Genomic DNA, 19,275 nt, shown 5'->3' on the forward strand with positions numbered 1-19,275 from the left:
ACAGGCTCGCGCCGGCAAGGTCCTCTGGATGATGCCCGGCCGCGAGCCACGCCGTAATGTCCGATCGTCGATCGAATCGCAAGCGCCGCATGCGTTACCGCGACAATTCTCGGTTCACGGTGAGTTTCGTTAACGCCCGATAAAAGCTTGGGCACCTATGGTCAACGACTACCAGCAACAGAGGCCGACGTGTCGCGCAGCGCAGTTCTCGCCCATATCGTCAGGGACGATGATGGCACGTCAAAGGGCGTGTGGGGGCCGTTCGTGCTGAAAAGCGCGTTCCAGCCGATCTTCGCCTTTCATGATGGCAAGCTGTCCATCGCGGCGTTCGAAGGGCTGATCCGGCCTTTCCGCAACGACATACCGGTGCCGCCGACCTCGTTCTTTGCGGGACTTCCCGCGATGGACCGCTTTCACATCGAGACGCTGACCCGCACGCTGCATCTTTTCAACGCCGCCGCCTGCCTGCCAAGGGAGACCGCGATCTTCGTGAATTTCGATCCCTCCGTCTTCATCGATCGGACCATTGCCGATACGGCGCTGTCGGACATGCGGATGACGCTGAACGAGGTCGGGATCGATCCGTGCCGTGTCGTCTGCGAGGTGACGGAGCAGAAGTCGGGATCGCAGGAGGCGCTCTACGATTTCGTCCAGGCTCTGAAGGCCAACGGCCTCAAGATCGCGGTCGACGACTATGGGGCAGAGGATTCCGACATCGACCGGATCAAGGCGCTGCGGCCCGAGATCGTGAAATTCGACGCGCACTGGATCAGCCATCTGATGGAGTCGGGGCCGGGCTTCGGCCTGCTCAGCGCCATGGTCGAGATTTTCACGGGGCGCGGCATCACCACCGTCTTCGAAGGCATCGAGGAGAACTGGCAGCTCGAACTCGCCGAGAGGTCGGGTGCTTCCATGGTGCAGGGTTACGTGCTTGCCCGACCTGAGATCGCGCCGACCAGCTTCGCCTCGTTTCCGACAGTCGCCATGCCCGTCTCCGGCATTTCCGCCCGGCGCGGCGCCGTTGTCTTGAAACAGCGGCCAGAGGCCGCTCTGCTCCGGCCCAGCACCAGGACATTCGGGCGCAAGGTCGTTTAATGAGCCAGGACGCACATGAATCGCCGGTTGCGGAAGCCATGGCGGTCGACGAGACCGGCCTGTCCTTCGGCATTCTCGGCGCCTTCCGGCTGAAGACCATCTATCAGCCGATCTTCCGCCGGCAGGGCGAGACGCTGGCGCCGGTCGCGATGCTGGCGGCCGTCAGGGTCGAACGCGGCGGCAGGCCGGCGGCGGCGGACGTGCTGTCGACGCTGACGCCGGAAGAGCAGATGTTGCTCATCCGCATCGGACGGCGGATGGCCGTGCGAAACCTTGTCCATGTCGGCTGCGACGATCCGGATTTCGAGCTGGTGCTCTCGCTTTCGGGCAAGGTCGAGGAACTGTGCGCGGAGGTGGACGACCTGTTGCGGGAGACCGGCGCAGCCGGGCTCGGCAATGGCAAAATCTGCTTCGATCTCAGCGTATTGGCCGGAACGAGCGCGCTCGGCCTTGTCGCCGCCGGCCTGCAGCGCATGGGTTCGCCCTTCGCGCTCGATCTTGCGGCGGCAAGCGGCCTGCTTGGCGAAAGCAGCACCCAGATCGCGCTCCCCCTGGTGCGCATACTTCCGCACTGGACGGGCCGGATCGTCGGCGAGGTCGACCTGCAGCGTGTCTTCCGGCTGCTGGTGACCACGCTGAAGGGGCGCGGCGCGGCTGTCCAGATCGAGGGCATACAGGACGCCGCTCAGCTGCGCGCCGCGATCACCGCCGGCGCCGACCGGCTGCAGGGAGACTTTCTGCATCTTCCGCTGCTGGCGGGCGCGGAGTTCGACGCCGCCCCGCGTTCGTTCGCCGATCTCATTGGCGCCGACCGCAATGTCGTGCCGCTGTCGGCCTGACCGATCAACGCCGCTTATCGATCCTTGAAAACAAATCGCTGGACAGTCCGGACCTCGCAACGATTGTTGCCCTGCGCATCGTATCGAGGGGCACATCGTGATCACCGTCTACGGCATGACGAACAGCGGCAATTGCTACAAGCCGCGCCTGCTTCTGGCGAAGCTTGGCATACCTTTCCTGCATGTCGAGACCGGCTCCGGTCCCGCCGGCACAACCTCGGCGGAGTTCCTCGCAAGGAACCCGAACGGCAGGGTTCCGCTGCTGCAGCTTGCGGACGGCCGCGTGCTGGCAGAATCCAACGCCATGCTGCTGCATCTGGCCGAAGGCACGCGCTTCCTGCCGGCCGACGCCTATAATCGCGCGCTCGCCTATCAATGGCTTTTCTTCGAGCAGTACAGCCACGAGCCCTATGTCGCGGTGCGCCGGGCCTTGCTGACCATGCCGCACCGGGCGGCCGACGCGACGCCGGAACGACTGGCTGCCACGCTTATCGGCGGCAACAAGGCGCTGGCGGTGATGCAGGAGCAGCTTGCGCGGACGCCGTTCTTCGCCGGCGACGAAATCAGCGTCGCCGATATCGCGCTCTATGCCTATACGCACGACGCCGGGGCAGGGGGTTTTGATCTCGGCAGCTATCCGGCGATCGGCGCGTGGCTCCGGCGGGTAGAGGCCGATCCCGGCCATGTACCGATGGACTGGACGGGGTGACCGGCGTGGCTTCGCGCTTGCACCAACGGCGGCCCGGAAATGAAAAAGGCGGGCAAAACCCGCCTTTCAGACTTCCTGCGAAGTATCGGTCGATCAGACCTTGGCGAGCTTGCCGGCGGCGGACTTGCCGGTGCGGCGGTCCTGCTCGATCTCGAAGCTGATCTTCTGGCCCTCGACGAGGCTCGTCATTCCGGCGCGCTCGACCGCCGAGATGTGAACGAACACGTCCGCGCCACCAGCGTCCGGCTGAATGAAGCCATAGCCCTTGGTGGTGTTGAACCATTTGACGGTACCGGTAGCCATCTTGTCTCCTAAAGTCGCTACGTTGTCTGACCGGACTTCGGCGCCCGGCGGGCCCTATCGAAATTTGCAGATGAACGTCAGCGGACGCGAGGCTTTCGCGAGCTACCGATCGACCGAAAATTCAATCGCCCGCGTATAAAATGCTTCGCCTTCCGAGACAAGAGGCGATCCGGCTGGCGGCTCGCGGCCCCGTGATGCAAAAGTGAAAAAAACCGCGCGAAGCGGGAAGCGGAAGTCCTCGGTATCCCGGTAGAAAGAAAAAGGCAGATCATAGTCGACCGACGGAGTTTTCGATGAAAAGGGTGGTTCTGGCCGTCGCGCTGACGCTGGTCGCGGGCGAGGCTTTTGCGATTTCGAGCTACAACTCCATGGACTTGAGCTGCGCCGCGGTCCACGCCAGGATCGGACAGGAGGGCGCCGTGATCATGCGCTATGGCTCGCACGGCGGAGACCGGCTCTTCGGGCGCTATGTCACTGACAAGCTGTTCTGCCCGACCAGCACGCAGCCTAAATACCAGTATATCCCCACCGCCGATGTCAGCCGGTGCCCGGTGATGGAATGCGAATATTTCGACCGCGAAACTGTGTTCCTAAAGCAAATGCGGTAGCGGTTGTCTTCCTTCTCCCGCTGGCGGGTCTGGCCTCCCGATTTCGGTATAGCCTCTTTCATGGAAAGAGCCTGGATCTCCGGATGAGTCACGTCAGGCCGATCGGACTGGCGCCTCGCGGGCTTGTGATGCAAAAAAGAAAAATCGGCTGACGCGGGAAGCGGAAGTCATCCGTATCTCGTTAGACAGCAGGAGACCGGCCAGGCGGCCGGTCATGCTCAAACCGACGGAGTTCCCGATGAAAACCGTGCTTTTGGCCGTCGCCCTGACGCTGGTCACGGGCGAGGCGTTCGCGATTTCCCGCTACAATTCGATGAGCATGAGCTGCGGCGAGGTGCAAGCCCGCATCGACCGCGAAGGGGCCGCGATCATGCGCTATCGTTCGCGCAGTGGCGCCCCTCTCTACGGCCGATACGTCAGCGATATCCGCTTCTGCCCGAGCAGCATGCGGCCGGAATACCGCTACATCCCTTCCGCCGACACCAGCCAGTGCCAAGTACTTGAATGCCAGTATTTCGATCTCGACGACGACCCATTCCTCTTCGGACGGTGAGATATCCTCGCATCCTTCCGGGGTGAGTACGGTCAGCCAAGGCTGGGAAAAGCCAGGCTGGCGCTGTGAACGCTTTCGGCGGCGAACGCCGGGAGCGACGGCGCGGGGCTGACGCCAAGCCTGCGGGCCGAGGGGCAGGGAACCGCCAAGAGGAACGCCCTGTCCCGCCTTCCGGGCTGCAAGGCGTGGCAAAACGGCCGGCGCGATCCGCCGTGTGACGAGCCGATTGCCCGAAACATTAAAGTTCTGTAAAGCGGCTTGAGGGGACAACTGGAACGGTCACGGTCTGCATTGCCCGAAATTTCGAGACTCCTTCTGCTGATCGCAGCACTGGCGCCTGTCGCGCTCGCCGGCTGCGCATCGACCGGAACCGAAACCTCCGCGAGCTTCAATCTCGCGCCGACCGATCATGTCCTGCCCGAGACCGTCTCGGTCCTGCCCAGCCCGTCCGGTGAGATATCGGTCGCCAGTTACGTCCAGCCCGCTTCCGTCGGCGCAGCCGCGAATGTCTTGCAGGCCGCTGCCGCGGTGAAGCCGGCCGAAAAAGCCGTTGCCGCCTCGGCGACAGTCGCTGCCGCAACGCCTGGGCAAGCCGAGGCCGCACCCACGGCTGCCGCGACCGCGAATGCGAGCAAGGCTGGCGCGGCCGCGAACCCGGCCGAGGCCGGCGCCGTGCCGATGCCCGCCGCGAAGCCTGCCGAGACCGCAAGCGCCCCGGCGGTCGCCGCCACGACGAAACCGGCTAACTCACGCGACAAGACGAAGGCCGCGGCGCTCTCCACCTTCCCCGAGGCTCCCGCTCCTGTCGCCTACGCCAGCGAAGCAAACGTGCCGGTGACGCTCGCCTCCTACCTGAAGCCCAACAATCCGACCCCGGTCGACCAACTCATCGCCAAATATGCCACCGTCTACGAAGTGCCGGTCGAACTGGTGCGCCGCGTGGTCAAGCGCGAAAGCAATTTCAATCCCGCGGCCTTCAATCGCGGCCATTACGGCCTGATGCAGATCAAGCACGCCACGGCGCGCGGCATGGGCTACCAGGGGCCGGCAAAGGGCCTGTTCGACGCCGAGACCAATCTGAAATACGCAGTCAAATACCTGCGCGGCGCCTATATGGTGGCGCAAGGCGACCACAACCGCGCCGACCGCCTCTACCAGACCGGCTATTATTACCACGCCAAGCGCATGGGCCTGCTTGACGAGACCGGGGTGGGCAAGGACCGCGTGAGGCGGCGCGGCACCTGACCACCCTCTGTCCGCAGGACAGTCTGCACGCGATCGTCGGCAGCCATATGAGACTTCAGGCCACATACCTGCGGGTGTTTATATTGATCGTCCGCGCCCCTCATCCGCCTGCCGGCACCTTCTCCCCGTGAAGAACGGGGAGAAGGTCGTTAGCTGCGACCTCCCTGCAAATCTTTTCAGCAGGTACTGGTTGACGGCAGGGGCGATGACGGTGTCCTTCTCCCCGTTCTTCACGGGGAGAAGGACCCGGCAGGGCGATGAGGGGCAGCGCGGACGGTTAAAGCAAGCAATCCTTGGCACCACCTGGCATGCCACGCTGCGCCTGAACCGCTTGCCTCTCCAGCTTGCGGCCAGGCGCTTTTCCCACCCCTCGCACTGTCCGCATCCGCATCCCACATAATCGGAAAACATTCCTCTCCGAAAGGGTGCCCCAATGGGCTATCATGACAAGGATCTCGGCGCCGACGCTTCTTTGCTCGACGCCTATTCGACAACCGTCGCCGATGCGGTGGACCGCGTCGGGCCTGCCGTGGCCCGCATCGAGCGGACCGGCGGGCAGAGCGGCCACGGCTCGGGTTTCGTCATCTCGCCCGACGGCCTGATCGTCACCAACAACCACGTGGTCGAGGATGCGCGCGCCGTTCGTGTCACCCTTCCGGACGGGGTTTCCGGCGAGGGCAGGGTGCTCGGGCGCGATCCCGACACCGACATCGCGTTGGTGCGCGCCGACCTGTCGCCGCCGGTGTTCGCGCCGCTCGGCGACAGCAAGCGGCTCAGGCGTGGCCAGATCGCCATCGCCATCGGCAACCCGCTCGGTTTCGAGTGGACGGTGACGGCCGGCGTCGTCTCGGCGCTCGGCCGCTCGATGCGCGCTGCCACCGGCCGGCTGATCGACGACGTCATCCAGACGGACGCGTCGCTCAATCCCGGCAATTCCGGCGGGCCGCTGGTGTCGTCGGCGGGCGAGGTGATCGGCGTCAACACGGCGGTGATCCACGGCGCGCAAGGCATCGCCTTCGCGGTCGCCTCCAACACCGCGAACTTCGTCATCTCCGAGATTCTTCGTTTCGGCCGGGTGCGCCGCGCCTTCATCGGCGTTTCCGCCGACACGATCACGCTGCCGCGCCGCACCGCACTACGCGCCGGGCTTTCCCGCGATACCGCGGTGCGCCTGCGCACCGTGGAGAAGGACGGCCCCGCCGGCCGCGCCGGCATTCGCGAGGGTGACGTGATCCTGTCGATCGACGGCCGTCCCGTCACCGGCGTCGACGATCTCATCCGGCTGCTCGACGGCGAACGCATCGGCAAGGAGGCCAGCGTCTCCGTGCTCTCGCCGCGCGGGCTGGAGACCAGGGCGGTGGTGCCGACGGCGCGGGGATAAAATCGTTGCATCCCGGGGCTGGTCTTGGACCGGTCCCGCGCTTCAACGCTCAGTTCCCGGCAGCGCCCTCGGCATATTGAGCCACAAATTCCCCGCTGGGCGGGATTGGCTTGATCACGTCGATCAGTACGCCATTGGGGTCGGCGGTGATGAAATGGCGCTGGCCGAAATCCTCGTCGCGCAAGGTGCGAAGGATCGGCAGGCCGGCGGCCTGGACCTGCGCGTAGATCGCATCCGGGTCGCTGACCTCGAAATTGATGAGCAGCCCCTGCGATTTCGCCCTGCCGGCTGACGGCACGGTCTCGTGGTCCCACTGGACGATGCCGAGATTGACGCGCTTGTCCTCCGTCGATTGCAGATGCACGTACCAGTCGTTCTCGAACAGCGCCTGGAAGCGGAAATGCTTCTTGTAGAAGGTCGCGGTGCCGGCCACGGCACCGGTCATCAGCACGGGATAGTAGCTTGTCGTCTTCATGGCCTTTCCTTTCCCTTTTATCCGACATACAGTCTGTATGTTTCTTCTAATTAACATACAGGCTGCATGTATGCAAGATAAAAAAGAACGCCGCACCAATCGCGAGCGCAGCGACACGACGCGGGCCGAGTTGATGGCCGCCGCCCGCCGGCTTTTCATCGAAAAGGGTTATGCTGACACCGCCACGCCCGATATCGTCGCGGCGGCGGGCCTGACGCGGGGCGCGCTGTATCACCATTTCGAGGACAAGAAGGCGCTGTTTTGCGCGGTGGCCGAGGCCGAGGCCGAGGCGGTGGCGGCCGAGACGGAGCGCGCGGTTTCGGACGGCATGCGGCCGCGCGAGGCCCTGATCAAGGGTGGCGACGCCTATCTCTCCGCGCTGGCGCTGCCGGGGCGCACCCGGCTGCTGCTGCTGGACGGGCCTTCCGTGCTCGGGCGCACGGGCATGGACGAGATCGACAACCGGCACGGCACGCGCTCACTGCGCGGCGGCATCCTGTTCGCGGTCCGGGCAGGCGACCTGCCGCAAAACCTGCCGATAGAGGAGGCGACGCAGCTCCTGGCTTCAGCCTACGACCGCGCGGCCCTGTCGATCGAAACGGGCGGCGACCCGGACGAATACCGCAGGGCGCTGGCGCTGCTGATCGATGGGCTGGCGGCGCTCGCCTGATACCTTGCGTGGTCCGGAAAGGGCGCGAAGGTATCTTGTGGTTTCGCGTGCTAACCTGAAGCGACCGCTGGCTCGGGCTGAGGCTCGACCGCCGGACCAGCCAGGATTTCGAACAGGGATTGGTGTCGCCGAAGATGGCACGGGGGCGCCGCGAGCGCCGGCGTCACGAGAACATCCGCTCGCCCTGCTCGTTGACGATCTGCTGGCCCTTCTTCAGCGCCATGTCCGCGGCTTCGTCCTGCGAGGCAAAACGGTCGGCACGCACGAAGCGGTGCTCCTTCACGATGCCGCCGACCTCCTTCGAGATCACGCCGCAGGTCTGGAACTGACCGTCGGCCTTGTAGGGCGTGGCGCGGATGGTGAACCCGTTATAGTCGAGCGCGCTGCCGACCGGCTTGCCTTCGGCCTCTCCGCCCTCGCTGCCGCCACCGCCGCCGAACAGCCGTTTCAGAAAAGACATATTTCATCCTCTTTCGCTTCGACGGCACCGTAGCCAATCACGATGCCGCCGTCGAGAAGCCGGCCGGGGGCGCCTGACCGTCAGGCGAGGTGCAGCACCACTTCCCGCCGATGCGGCCGGTCGCGATGCTCGAACAAATAGATGCCTTGCCAGGTGCCGAGCGCCAGTCTTTCCCGCATCACCGGGATCGACAGAGACACCGCCGTCAGCGCCGCCTTGATATGCGCCGGCATGTCGTCCGGCCCCTCCAGCCGGTGGACGAGGAAATCCATCGACGGGTCGTCGGCGGGCGGCACGAGCCACTTGAAAAAGGCGTCGAGGTCGCGGCGCACATCCGGATCGGCGTTCTCCTGCACCAGCAGCGAGCAGGATGTGTGGCGCACGAACAGGGTGAGCAGGCCGCTCTCGGCGCCAGCCTCGCGCACGAAATTTTCGGCACGGTCGGTGAATTCGTAGAGGCCGGGGCCTCGGGTAGAAATGGTGATGATTGCTTGCGGCATTGCAAATGCGAGTCAGACCGGCTTCAGGCCCAATCCAGACAGGCATATCTTGATCTCTGGCACGCGCACAGATGCGATCTCGTCGGCCGGGCCAGCTTCGAACACGGTACGATAACCCTCGGCGTCAAGCGCGCGATGCACGTGCGTGGCCAGCGTGTTGGCGTTGATCACCCAGACTTCCGGAATACCGAAGGTGGCGTAGATGCCGATCTTGCGGCCGAGGTCGTAGCGCAGGCTGGTGTCGGCGATCTCGATGACCAAAAGCACGTCATGACCACGCACATCACCCGGCGCGATTTCACGCGGGAAGACGCAGAAATCGGGTTCAAGAAACGCATTCTCATCCAGGCGAAGGGTTGTTTCTGGGACGATGCTTATGCCCGTTGGCCTTGCGGGTTGAAAAAGTTCATTCAGATCCCTTTTCACCAACTCATGGCGCGCGCCCTTGGGCGACATCGGTACGACCTCCCCGCCGATCAGTTCGAACCGCTCGTCCCCATCGATGATGCCGGCCGCCACCATTGCCTCGATCTCGGCCACCGTCCACGGCCGCCGCGGCATGCCATCGGCGGCCTGCGTGGTCGCCGGCCACACCATGTCATGATGAAAGCGCTCGTTCATGGGCGGAGCCTAGCACAGATTGCGTGAAGCCGCGACCACCTCACCGCTCCGTCAGCGCCAGTCTCGCGCCCAGCATCACGAATGCCGCCGCGAAGGTGCGGCGCATCCAGGTCATCACCCGGCGGCTGCCGACGACCTTGTCGCGCACCCCCGCGGCGCAGAGGCCGTAGATGGAGAAGATCACGAATGTGGCGACCATGAACACGCCCGACAGTTCCAGCATGCGCATCAGCACATTGGGTTCGCCCGGTGCGATGAACTGCGGCAGGAAGGCGACGAAGAAGATCGACAGCTTTGGATTGAGCAGGTTGAGCAATATGCCGTCGACGATCACCTGCCGGGCCGTGCGGTGGTCCGGCTTCTCGTCGATCTTCAGGACACCGTGCTCGCGCAGGCTCTGCCAGGCCATCCACAGAAGATAGGCGACGCCCGCATATTTGACGATCTCGAAAGCCAGTGCGCTGGCGTGCAGCAGGGCAGCCAGTCCGGTGAAAGCCGCGATCAGGTGCGGCACGATGCCCAGCGTGCAGGCAAACGCCGCAAGTACGCTGGCGCGCCCGCCGCGCGACAGGCCGGCGGCGAGCGTATAGACGACGCCGGTGCCCGGCGACGCGACGATGATCAGCGTGGTCAGCAGGAATTCGATAGACATGGCGGTCTCGCGCGTGGTCGAGCCGCAGTAGACACGGCCAATTTCATGCCGTCAAACCCCTGCTGTTCGGCATGCTTAGCCGAGCGAGTTGATGATCTCGCGATAGGCGTTTTCCGGAAATGCCTTGAGCGTGCGGGTGCGGACATTGCCGGCCGACCCGACTTTCAGCGCGAAGCGCGCCATCACCGCGTCGTCCGGCGCCTCGCAGACGCCGACCATGTCGCAGTCGCCCATCGTGAGAAAGAACTGCTTGAAAGAGCCGCCCATGTCGGCCAGTTCCTTCCTGGCGGCGTCAAGCCGCTTCGGCGACTCGCGCACTGTCTTCACGCCCTGGTCGGTCCAGTTCATCAGAAGCACATAAGTGGTCACGTTGCACCTCCCTCCGGCGCCGCGACACAGTGGAAAAGGCAGGCCCGGCGCCGTTTCATCGCCACCTGCCGCGGGTAACTATGATCCTCCCGCCGTTCGCCGGCAAGCGTTTCGCGACCTGAGCGTCACGGTGTGCCGCGGCGGCGGTAGTCATTCTCCGGGTTGAAGAAATGCTGCCTGTCGTCCTGGCGCCACCGTTTCTCGCCGATCAGGCAGTCGTAAGGCGGTTTGGCCTGGATCAGCACGACCGGCGCGCCGGGCTTGACCCCTTCCGGGCGGTTCGCCAGTTCCAGAAGGAGCTTTCGGCGGATCGCTTCGGGAAACTGTTCCCATTCACGCACCGGCATGACGAAGGCGGCCGGTCCGCCGATCACGCATTCGCTGAAATACTCGTCGAGGTTCGGCACGTCGTAGGGTTGCGGCGCTGCGTCGGCGGTCATCACCGGCAGGCCGTTGATGGTGATGCCTTGCGCGACGATGGCGTCGCGTGTCTCCACCAGTGGCGGGCCTTCATTGTTGGCGCCGTCGCCGGAAAGATCGATCACCCGCTTCAAGCCCTTGTAAGGGCTGCTTTCCAGCAGATCGGCGGCGAAATTCATCGCGCCGGAAATCGACGTCCGCCGTGACTGCCATGCCGGCGGCACGGCGATTTTTCGAGCCACGGCCTCGGCATCTGCCGGCGTCTCGATGATCGTCCATGGCACGACTATCGTCTGCGACGTCACGCCGGCCCATTCGAAATAGGCGATGGCGATCTTGCCGTAGGCGCCTGACCGGATGACCCTCAGCACGGCGGGATCGGTCAGTGCCGCGGCATACCCTTCGCGCTGGATCGTCAGTTCGTCCGGCGTCATCGAGGACGATATGTCGGCGCCCAGCACCAGTTCGACGTCCACCGGCTCCCGCTCCTGCGCCCCGGCAGGGAACGTGAGCATGGACAGCATCAGGCAGATGATGAAGGTCAGCCTCGCCATTCTCGCAACATGTCACAACCGAAGATAGGCGCAATTGCCGATTGGTAGAAGGTCAGGGCAATCGCTTGAACCAACCCGGGTGTCTGTCCTGTCGGTTGCGTCCCACCTTTCCGCCGGATTCGCTGCCCCTCATCGCCCTGCCGGGCACTTCTCCCCGTCCAGAACGGGGAGAAGTCACGCCTTCGGCAATGATCTCTCCAATCGCAAACGGCGCCGGAAAGGCAATTCCATTTGTGCCCGGCAGGGCGATGAGGGGCAGCAACACCCCTTTCAGGCGATAGCCCTGGGTAGAAGGTCTTTGCCGAGCGCGCGGTGGTCGGCCGGCCCGCGAAGATGCAACCTCATACAACCGCTGCATGTATTTTGTATTCTCGTTTTCGTCAGTGGTGACGGAACAGAATTCCCTGACGGCAACAACCACAGGGAGAATAAAGATGCCTACCTTCACCGGCACCAATGGCGCGGAAATCTTACCGAACCTTATCCTGGGTCCAATCCAGGCCATCGGGAACGACTTCGTCGACGCGCTCGGCGGCAACGACATCGCCATCGGCTGGTCCGGAGACGACGTGATCCGCGGAGGCTCCGGCGCGGACGTGATCGTCGGCGGCCTGCTCAATGCCTCAGGCGTGATTACGCTTTCGGGCGTCGACGCGGCCGACTACACGGACTCCGCCGCCGGCGTGACCGTCGATCTATCGACGGTCGTCAACCTCGTCCTGCCGATCCTGGGCCTCAACGTCGAACTCACCGGGGCCTCTCAAGGCTTCGGCGGCGACGCCCAGGGCGACTATATGGTCGGCATCGTCGACCTGCTCGGCTCGAACAACAACGACTTTCTCAAGGGCAGCGCCGTTGCCAATACGTTGAATGGCCAGGACGGCAACGATATCTTGCACGACGGTGGCGTCGGGACTGCTGCCGATACGCTGATCGGAGGTGACGGCAACGACACCTACGTCGTCTACAATGCCGGGGACGTCACTACCGAGGCAACTGGCGGTGGAAGCGATCGCGTCGCCGCTGGCGTTGACTATACGCTGGGAGTCGGCGCCAGCATTGAACTCCTCAACACAACTTCGCTGCTCGCGACCTACGCGGTCAATCTGACCGGCAATGAACTCAATCAGTTGGTGCGCGGCAATGATGGCGTCAACGTGATTGATGGAGCCCGCGGAAACGACACTTTGTACGGCATGGGCGGGCAGGACACGTTCCGCTTTTCGACCGCACTCGGGACCGGCAATGTCGATCGGATTGGTGATTTCAGAGTGGAGGACGACCAGATCGCGTTGGGCGGCTCGATCTTCACAACGCTGGCTTTCGGCGCGCTTAGCGCTTCCGCCTTCAAGGACAACGCCTCCGCACCGAGGGATGCCGACGACCGCATCATCTACAATTCCGATACCGGTTCGCTGTTCTATGACGCGGACGGAATTGGAGGCGCGGCGGCAGTGAAGTTCGCGATGCTGACGGCGGGCCTCAGCCTCAGCGCCGCGGACTTCACCGTCTTCTAGGCGGCCGTGCACGCGGCCGGCGTGCGCAGAAGTGACGTGCCGGCTTCCAATCGTGACCATCCTCTCGGCAGGTCACCCTCGACCTCCCTGTGCGATGCGAGGGAGGGACGGCCGAGGAAGGTTCTGGCGGAGCGCAGACGATCGCCTCCGCCAGCCACACCACCTCTACGCCGGCATCGGCCCTGCATAGACGGAGGTCGGCCGCAGCAGTCGTCCGGTACGCTGCTGCTCGATCGCATGCGCCGTCCATCCTGCCGATCGGCCGGCGGCGAAGATCGGCGTGAAGGCATTGCGCGGAATCTTCAGCGCGTCCAGCAGGATCGCCGTGTAGAATTCGACATTGGTGTCCAGCCGCCGCCCGGGCTTTGCCTTCGCCAGCGCCTCGCGCGCATAGGCTTCCACTTCCGCCGTGAGACCGAGATCGGCCTTGTCGCCGCCCAGCGCATCCACCGCCCGCTTCAGCACGTCGGCGCGCGGGTCGCGCACCTTGTAGATGCGGTGGCCGAAACCCATCAGCCGGTCGCCGCGCGCCAGCGCGGCATCCACCCAAGGCGCGATGTCGGCGCTGGTGCCGATGGCGTCCAGCATGTCCAGCACCGGCCCCGGCGCGCCGCCATGCAGCGGGCCGCTGAGTGCGCAATAGGCCGCGGTAACCACCATGAACAGGTCGGCCTGGGTGGACGCGACGACCCGCGCGGCAAAGGTCGAGGCGTTCATGCCATGGTCGCTGACCGTGACGAGATAGGCGTCGAGCGCCTTTGCCTCGGCGCCGGTCGCGGCCTCGCCCCGAAGCATTTTCAGCGTGTCCGCCGCATGGCCGAGCGAAGCGTCGGGCGCCACCGCCGCCTGGCCGGCGGCACGGCGCACGAGGGCGGCGGCCAGCACAGGCATGGCGCCGACCGACATCGCTTCCGGCGCGATGCCGTCCTGCGGACCGATCGCCGCCACCGCGGCGCGAAACCCGTCGACGATCGAAAGCCCGTCCGTCGCCGGCAATATGGCGGCAAGCCGCCGGAAGGCGTGCAGCCGCGCCTCCGCCAGTTTTACGCGCACCTCGGCCTCGTCCAGCGTGGCGGCGCCGGCGGCCGACCACAGCCGCGCCACCACGCCCTCGAAGCTGGTGGTGGCCGCCAGATCGTCGACGCGGCTCCCGGCGATTATCAGTTCGCCCGCCTCGCCGTCGACATGCGACAGCATCGTCACCGCGGCGGAGACACCGTCGAGGCCGGCCGTGGAAGTCTGGTGGATGGTCATGCGATCGTCTCCTTGCTGCGATGCAACAAGAATGGCGGGCTTTTCATCTTGATCAATCTTGATTAGCCTGATCAATATGAAAAAATCTTCAGATCCGCTCTATCTCACCGCGCAGGAAGCGGCGTCCGAACTCTCTATCTCGGCCGCCACGCTCTATGCCTATGTCAGCCGAGGCCTGGTCCGTTCCGAACCTTCCGCCGATTCCCGCGCCCGGCGCTACCGCGCCGACGATGTGCGGGCGCTGCGCAACCGCCGCGCGCCGGGCGGCGCGGCGAGGGCAGGGGAGGCCGATCCGCCGGTGCTCGATTCCGCCATCTGCACCATCACCGACCAGGGCTCTATCTATCGCGGCGTCCATGCGGTCGCCCTCTCCGAACACGCGACGCTGGAACAGACGGCGACGCTGCTGTGGGATGTCGGCGCCACCGATCCCTTCTCCGCCGGCAACCTGCCGGTGCTGAGCCCGGCGATGCGTGCCGTGGCCGCTGCCACCGCGGGGGAACAGTCGATGTCGCGCGCCGCCTCGATCCTTGCGCTGGCCGGCGATGCCGATCCGCGCGCCTTCAACCGCTCGCGCGACGGCCGCGCCGAGGTGGGCGCGCGTGTCATGCGCCTGCTCGCCGCAAGCATCCTCGGGGTCGCGCCCTCGGCCACGCCATTGCACCGCCAGGTCGCGGAAAGCTGGACGCAAGGCGACAGGGCGTCGGCCGACCTGTTCCGGCGCGCGCTCGTGCTGCTTGCCGACCACGAGCTGAACGCCTCGACCTATGCGGTGCGCTGCGCCGCCTCGACCGGGCTCAATCTCTACGACGCGGTGGTCGCCGGTCTCGTCGCGCTCAAGGGACCCAGGCATGGCGGCGCCGGCCCGCTTGCCTCCCATATGGTCGCCGATCTCGCGAGCGGCGATTTCGCCGCCAAGGTGCGCGAGCGCATCGCTCTCGGCGATCGCATTCCCGGCTTCGGCCATGCGATCTATCAGAATGGCGACCCGCGCGCCGACAGCCTGCTGGCCGCCCTTGCCGCCGCCGGCGCCGACCCGCGCCTCGCCGTCGAGGTGCCGGCAAGAATCAGCGACGCCACCGGCCTGCACCCCAACATCGACTTTGCGCTCGCCGTCATGATGCGCATGTTCGGCCTGCCGATCGGCCATGAAAGCGCGCTGTTCGCCATGGCCCGCTCGGCGGGCTGGGCGGCGCATGCGATCGAGCAGCTTGCGTCGGGAGCGCTCATCCGCCCTCGCGCGCGCTATGTGGGTCCTGCGCCGGGGCGCAACGGCGGATTCTGAGGCGGCAGGATACCGCGCGGAAATGTCAGCGCGCCATTCCTTCCCGCAACTCCGCGACGTCCGGGTGGACGTGATGCACAAACGAGGCCGTGCTGGATGCATCGAGGCCGAGCACCTGAAACGCGGTAGCGTAGGCCCTGGCCCACTCACCGGTACTTCTCGGGCCCGTCATCTCATGGTCGTTGATGAACCCGACGAGCAGCAGATGCGCGTCGATGCCATGCGATCTCAGGAAATCCAGGTGCGCCAGCCGGTTCGCCAACTGGTAGTAGTTGCTGACCCATGACACGCTCCCCGTGTTGCCGAGCGAGCCGCGAGCCCGTTTGAGCGCCGCCTCGATACGCAGGCGTGACACAGGGCCAGCCGCGCTGGGCGGGCTCAGCAATTCCCGCAGATGCGATTTCGCCTCGACCAGCACGACCTTGCCATCGGCCAGCCCCAGACCGTCCCATTGCGGGCCGCGCGCCGGCCAGAAGGCGGCGAGTTCGTCGGAAAGGCGCGATAGCTTGACCTTGCCGAGAAACTGTCCGTCTCGGTATTCGGCAAAATCGTCCCCGCGGATCGGCGAGACCCAGCCGACCGGCCCGAGAGCCTCCACCTGCAACAGGTCGGGCCGATGCTCGACGCAATATTGCAGCCATTTCTGGCTACCCTTGGATGCGGCCTTCGGCACGATGCGCATTCCGGACGGTCCTTAGGGACGGGGCGGTCAGGCCCGTGCGTGTCTGGCGCGGGTGGCCAATCGATACTCCATCTCACGCCTTGGGCGGTACACATTTGTTGTCGCGAAACAGCGCCCATTCTTCGCAGACGCGCCCGTCGGGCATGTTGCAGACGCCATATTGGCTGCCGTCCGCGGCTGTCCTGATCTCGGAGCGACCACCGATCTCGCCGCAGTGAACCGAGGCCGGATTGGCCATGCCGGTCCTGGCGGCTCCGTCCGCCGGAGCGCAGCCGGCACCCGCGAGCAGCAGAACGCATAAGGCGGAGAGGCTTGCAGGCCTGATGCTCATCGATTGTCTCCCCGGTTGTGGCGGGCGTCCGCCCATTCCCGGACAACCCGCCTCGGACCAATTCGTACGGCGTATATCAGCGGCGCCGGCCTCGTCACCCGTTGCCGGCGGCGACGTCTTCCCGGCAGGCCTGCGGCAGGCAGGCGACCAGCAAGATCGCCAGGATGATCAAGGGCGAGATCGGCACGCCGTGGTTGCCGAGTTGCATCACGAGTTCCGGCAGCGCCCAGGCCAGGCCGGCCGCGAGGATGATGACCGCTCGAACCCACCCTTGCAACGTATCGACGCCGCGCAGGACAAGCAGCGCGCCTGCCAGCAGGATGCTGAGATCGTAGATGTGCAGGTATGGCGTCACCAGGCAGGTACCGATCAGCAGCAAGGCGACTTGTCGCATCGCATTGGGCTCGCGGTTCAGCCGCCAGATCAGGAAGACCATGACGGCCCCGGCAAAGGCGAAATGCACCGCCGACGCGGCGTCCGCCCCCAGGCCCGCCAGCCGCATGGACATGAACATCGACGGGATCATGAACATGAACGGACCCTGGCCTCGCTTCTCCAGGTCGGCGAGCGCCGGCAGCGTGTCACCCAGGTAATCCCGCCAGGCTTGCGCCCCGAACAGGAACACCGACAGCAGGACGAGGCAGGCGGTCAGCAGCCCGGTCGCGGCGATCAGCGCCCATTTCCCGCGCACGATCCACAGCAGAGGCAACAGGAATCCGATCTGCGGCTTGACCGTCAGGATCGCCGCGGCGGCGATCGACGATCTCGACCGCAGCGAGGTCCCGGCGAGAGCGGCGAGCAGGAGCCCGCAGGCCAGATTGCCGGTCTGGCCGCCGGCAATGCAGCGCATAGCGGCCGGCGAGAACACCAGTATGGCGGTCTCGGTCCAGGTGAAGCCGAACCTGCGGGCGCCGAAACCCAGCAGCGCAAGGCCCAGCACGCTCCACAACAGGAACGCGGCATAATATCCGGTAAGGCCGAACGGCCAGACAAACAGCAGGGAATGCGGCGGGTTGGCCCACATTCTGAGCCCGATATCCTCGTTCATGAACGTCTGCTGATACGTCATGAAATCCTGATGCCGGTAAATGGTGTCGATGGCATCGGCGAGTACAAGCCGCCCGGTCGTCCAGACGTTGACGAAGTCCGCGCCGAAGGGCTGGTTGGGAACACTGAGATAGCCGCTGCTGCCGAGATAGGCCTGGATCAGCCCCCACACCGCATAGATCGCGGTCACCAGGGTTCCGGCCAGCCAGAGCGTGGCTATGGTGATCGACTGCGTTCCCCGAACGCCCGCAGGGTCTGTCATGGCGCTCACGCCGGCGGCCTCCCGCTTCGATGAGGCAGGCCTACCATGCGAACGTCAATAAATGCTTTGCCGGTAAGGCGGCCGGATGCCACGCAGCGGCCGTCGATGGTTCTGGCGGCGGCAAGATACGTCGTCGTGGACGGATACTCAGCCGCGGCGGCCATCGACGTCGAATCCTACAACGGCTTTAGTCCTAGCTCGGCCAGGCACATCGAAATCGAAGGCACACGCACGGCCGTGAGGCTTTGTGCGCCCGGCAGGTCGATCACTTCGCGATAGCCCTCCGCCCCGAGCTTCCGGTAGACATGGGTCACCAGCGTATTGGCGTTGATGACCCAGATTTCCGGAATGCCGAAGGCGGAATAGACCCCGATCTTGCGGCCGCGGTCATAAGCAAGGCTGGAATCGGAAATCTCGACGGCGAGCAGCACATCGTGCCCGCGCATGTCGCCCGGAAACACCGAGCGGGGGAAAACGCAGAAATCCGGCTCCAGAAAGGTTTTTGGATCAAGCCGCAACGTCGTTTCGGGAGCAATGTGCAGGTCGTCGGCGATCGTCTTCTGGAAATGCCGGTTGAGTTCGACCTTCACCATTTCATGGCGGCCGCCCTTGGCCTGCATGGGCACCACCTCGCCGCCGATCAGCTCGAAACGCTCGTCCTCGCCGATGATCCCCGCCACCTGCATCGCTTCGATTTCGGCGACGGTCCAGGCACGACGTGGCATGCCATCGGCAGCCTGCGTCGTTGCAGGCTCCGGCGGAAATGCGATGACGTGCTCGTTCATGACGTTATCATCCTAGCAGATCGCGGGATGCGCGCGAAGGTAAAGAAAGCCCGGCGGACCGGGTTCATTTACCAGGCACTGTCAGCCAGTGCGCACGAAAGACCCCTCACCAGGCAATTCACCGCGTGATGCATATCCGAAGCCGAAACCGATGCTGTAACCGGGCAGGGCGAGCTGTTCGACAACCCGTTCGTGCGATGAAATCGCGTCGAGCGATTGGTCGGTTGTCAGGGCGTCGCGTAGATTGCTTACGGTGAGCCCCTCGCGCAGCTTTGCAAATTCCTCTGCATGCAACAGCCTCGGCATCAGCCGCTCCGGGTCAGGGTCGTCATCGAAGTAGCCGGGGCATGAATTGTAATCGCCGACCGTCTCCCCGGCAACGAACAGATCGACGGACAGCATGTCGTCGTCGTGATTGAGGACAGAAAGCACCGGCTGTCCGGTGCGGAGGGAAAGCGATGACCCCAAGGCTGTGATTGCAGACTGGTCCTGGCTGTCGGTCACCTCTTCGGCGAAGCAGCACCATCCGCGCTCGTCGGGACCAACAAAAGCATCAATTGCGTTGCGCCGAAAGTCCTCGATCAATTCGGTCTGCGCCACACCCTTCACGCTGAAGTTCACGTAGAAATTGCCCAACTGTCCCTCCAACAAAAAAGCC

Annotated in this window: 24 protein-coding genes; 10 read left to right on the top strand and 14 right to left on the bottom strand. The window is 64.8% G+C overall.

The genetic code is table 11. The annotated features are described in order from the left end of the window. The first annotated feature begins 189 nt into the window (after nt 1–189). The 3 genes from ACSBOB_RS12650 to ACSBOB_RS12660 all read left to right on the top strand — a co-directional run bounded on the left by ACSBOB_RS12650 (nt 190) and on the right by ACSBOB_RS12660 (nt 2,643). A complete protein-coding gene (locus tag ACSBOB_RS12650) occupies nt 190–1,095 on the top strand; it encodes an EAL domain-containing protein (protein WP_442582739.1) in 906 nt (301 codons plus the stop codon). Further along, on the top strand, nt 1,095–1,934 hold the full coding sequence (locus ACSBOB_RS12655) for an EAL domain-containing protein (RefSeq protein ID WP_442582740.1): 840 nt from the start codon (nt 1,095–1,097) through the stop codon (nt 1,932–1,934). Before ACSBOB_RS12650 ends, ACSBOB_RS12655 begins: the two co-directional genes overlap by 1 nt. Nucleotides 1,935–2,049: 115 nt before the next feature. Further along, on the top strand, nt 2,050–2,643 hold the full coding sequence (locus tag ACSBOB_RS12660) for a glutathione S-transferase family protein (protein WP_442583721.1): 594 nt from the start codon (nt 2,050–2,052) through the stop codon (nt 2,641–2,643). A 93-nt stretch (nt 2,644–2,736) separates the two neighbouring features. Here ACSBOB_RS12660 and ACSBOB_RS12665 read toward each other — a convergent pair whose 3' ends face one another. Beyond that, nucleotides 2,737–2,946 carry a cold-shock protein gene (locus ACSBOB_RS12665; protein WP_349003489.1) on the bottom strand — a complete coding sequence of 70 codons (210 nt, stop codon included), beginning with the start codon at nt 2,944–2,946 and terminating at the stop codon, nt 2,737–2,739. Between the two features lie 293 nt (nt 2,947–3,239). Here ACSBOB_RS12665 and ACSBOB_RS12670 point away from each other — a divergent pair, with 293 nt between their 5' ends. The 4 genes from ACSBOB_RS12670 to ACSBOB_RS12685 all read left to right on the top strand — a co-directional run bounded on the left by ACSBOB_RS12670 (nt 3,240) and on the right by ACSBOB_RS12685 (nt 6,733). Then, a complete protein-coding gene (locus ACSBOB_RS12670) occupies nt 3,240–3,554 on the top strand; it encodes a hypothetical protein (RefSeq protein WP_442582741.1) in 315 nt (104 codons plus the stop codon). A gap of 238 nt (nt 3,555–3,792) precedes the next feature. Continuing rightward, nucleotides 3,793–4,107, top strand: a complete 315-nt coding sequence (locus tag ACSBOB_RS12675; protein WP_442582742.1) for a hypothetical protein — start codon at nt 3,793–3,795, stop codon at nt 4,105–4,107. Between the two features lie 291 nt (nt 4,108–4,398). Continuing rightward, a complete protein-coding gene (locus ACSBOB_RS12680) occupies nt 4,399–5,352 on the top strand; it encodes a transglycosylase SLT domain-containing protein (RefSeq protein WP_442582743.1) in 954 nt (317 codons plus the stop codon). Between the two features lie 433 nt (nt 5,353–5,785). Beyond that, the gene (locus tag ACSBOB_RS12685) at nt 5,786–6,733 is read left to right on the top strand and encodes a S1C family serine protease (protein ID WP_442582744.1); all 948 of its coding nucleotides are present in this window, start codon (nt 5,786–5,788) and stop codon (nt 6,731–6,733) included. Nucleotides 6,734–6,782: 49 nt separating this feature from the next. Here ACSBOB_RS12685 and ACSBOB_RS12690 read toward each other — a convergent pair whose 3' ends face one another. Next, a complete protein-coding gene (locus ACSBOB_RS12690; protein WP_442582745.1) occupies nt 6,783–7,208 on the bottom strand; it encodes a VOC family protein in 426 nt (141 codons plus the stop codon). A gap of 70 nt (nt 7,209–7,278) precedes the next feature. Between ACSBOB_RS12690 and ACSBOB_RS12695 the strand changes: the two genes are divergently transcribed. Beyond that, on the top strand, nt 7,279–7,878 hold the full coding sequence (locus ACSBOB_RS12695; RefSeq protein ID WP_442582746.1) for a TetR/AcrR family transcriptional regulator: 600 nt from the start codon (nt 7,279–7,281) through the stop codon (nt 7,876–7,878). A 163-nt stretch (nt 7,879–8,041) separates the two neighbouring features. On the opposite strand, the gene ACSBOB_RS12700 is transcribed toward ACSBOB_RS12695, so the two are convergent. The 6 genes from ACSBOB_RS12700 to ACSBOB_RS12725 form a co-directional block, all read right to left on the bottom strand. Continuing rightward, nucleotides 8,042–8,338 carry an HlyU family transcriptional regulator gene (locus ACSBOB_RS12700; RefSeq protein WP_442582747.1) on the bottom strand — a complete coding sequence of 99 codons (297 nt, stop codon included), beginning with the start codon at nt 8,336–8,338 and terminating at the stop codon, nt 8,042–8,044. 80 nt (nt 8,339–8,418) lie between these two features. Next, complete coding sequence (locus ACSBOB_RS12705) at nt 8,419–8,838, bottom strand: secondary thiamine-phosphate synthase enzyme YjbQ (RefSeq protein ID WP_442582748.1); 420 nt, start codon at nt 8,836–8,838, stop codon at nt 8,419–8,421. Between the two features lie 12 nt (nt 8,839–8,850). Further along, nucleotides 8,851–9,459: a Uma2 family endonuclease gene (locus ACSBOB_RS12710; protein WP_442582749.1), complete on the bottom strand. Its 609-nt coding sequence runs from the start codon at nt 9,457–9,459 to the stop codon at nt 8,851–8,853. Between the two features lie 40 nt (nt 9,460–9,499). Further along, nucleotides 9,500–10,111: a LysE family translocator gene (locus ACSBOB_RS12715; RefSeq protein WP_442582750.1), complete on the bottom strand. Its 612-nt coding sequence runs from the start codon at nt 10,109–10,111 to the stop codon at nt 9,500–9,502. 75 nt (nt 10,112–10,186) lie between these two features. After that, nucleotides 10,187–10,480 (bottom strand): GYD domain-containing protein, encoded by a 294-nt coding sequence (locus ACSBOB_RS12720; protein WP_442582751.1) that lies wholly within the window; start codon nt 10,478–10,480, stop codon nt 10,187–10,189. Nucleotides 10,481–10,605: 125 nt separating this feature from the next. Continuing rightward, complete coding sequence (locus tag ACSBOB_RS12725; protein WP_442582752.1) at nt 10,606–11,454, bottom strand: DUF1194 domain-containing protein; 849 nt, start codon at nt 11,452–11,454, stop codon at nt 10,606–10,608. A 434-nt stretch (nt 11,455–11,888) separates the two neighbouring features. On the opposite strand from ACSBOB_RS12725, the gene ACSBOB_RS12730 reads away from it, so the two are divergent. After that, a complete protein-coding gene (locus ACSBOB_RS12730; RefSeq protein WP_442582753.1) occupies nt 11,889–12,971 on the top strand; it encodes a calcium-binding protein in 1,083 nt (360 codons plus the stop codon). A 165-nt stretch (nt 12,972–13,136) separates the two neighbouring features. Here the strand turns inward: ACSBOB_RS12730 and ACSBOB_RS12735 are convergent, their stop codons facing one another. Continuing rightward, nucleotides 13,137–14,225: a citrate synthase/methylcitrate synthase gene (locus tag ACSBOB_RS12735; protein WP_442582754.1), complete on the bottom strand. Its 1,089-nt coding sequence runs from the start codon at nt 14,223–14,225 to the stop codon at nt 13,137–13,139. 76 nt (nt 14,226–14,301) lie between these two features. On the opposite strand from ACSBOB_RS12735, the gene ACSBOB_RS12740 reads away from it, so the two are divergent. Beyond that, nucleotides 14,302–15,510 carry a citrate synthase family protein gene (locus tag ACSBOB_RS12740; RefSeq protein WP_442582755.1) on the top strand — a complete coding sequence of 403 codons (1,209 nt, stop codon included), beginning with the start codon at nt 14,302–14,304 and terminating at the stop codon, nt 15,508–15,510. Between the two features lie 25 nt (nt 15,511–15,535). Here the strand turns inward: ACSBOB_RS12740 and ACSBOB_RS12745 are convergent, their stop codons facing one another. The 5 genes from ACSBOB_RS12745 to ACSBOB_RS12765 all read right to left on the bottom strand — a co-directional run bounded on the left by ACSBOB_RS12745 (nt 15,536) and on the right by ACSBOB_RS12765 (nt 19,253). Continuing rightward, nucleotides 15,536–16,192 (bottom strand): hypothetical protein, encoded by a 657-nt coding sequence (locus ACSBOB_RS12745; RefSeq protein ID WP_442582756.1) that lies wholly within the window; start codon nt 16,190–16,192, stop codon nt 15,536–15,538. Between the two features lie 73 nt (nt 16,193–16,265). After that, nucleotides 16,266–16,523, bottom strand: coding sequence for a putative hemolysin (locus tag ACSBOB_RS12750; RefSeq protein ID WP_442582757.1), 258 nt, complete (start codon nt 16,521–16,523; stop codon nt 16,266–16,268). A gap of 94 nt (nt 16,524–16,617) precedes the next feature. Continuing rightward, nucleotides 16,618–17,832: a glycosyltransferase family 87 protein gene (locus tag ACSBOB_RS12755; RefSeq protein WP_442583722.1), complete on the bottom strand. Its 1,215-nt coding sequence runs from the start codon at nt 17,830–17,832 to the stop codon at nt 16,618–16,620. A gap of 176 nt (nt 17,833–18,008) precedes the next feature. Then, a complete protein-coding gene (locus ACSBOB_RS12760) occupies nt 18,009–18,617 on the bottom strand; it encodes a Uma2 family endonuclease (RefSeq protein ID WP_442582758.1) in 609 nt (202 codons plus the stop codon). An 81-nt stretch (nt 18,618–18,698) separates the two neighbouring features. Continuing rightward, nucleotides 18,699–19,253, bottom strand: a complete 555-nt coding sequence (locus tag ACSBOB_RS12765) for a hypothetical protein (RefSeq protein WP_442582759.1) — start codon at nt 19,251–19,253, stop codon at nt 18,699–18,701. Nucleotides 19,254–19,275: the final 22 nt, after the last annotated feature.

The sequence above is a fragment of the Mesorhizobium sp. KACC 23794 genome (assembly GCF_052180275.1).
Taxonomy (GTDB): Bacteria; Pseudomonadota; Alphaproteobacteria; order Rhizobiales; family Rhizobiaceae; genus Kumtagia.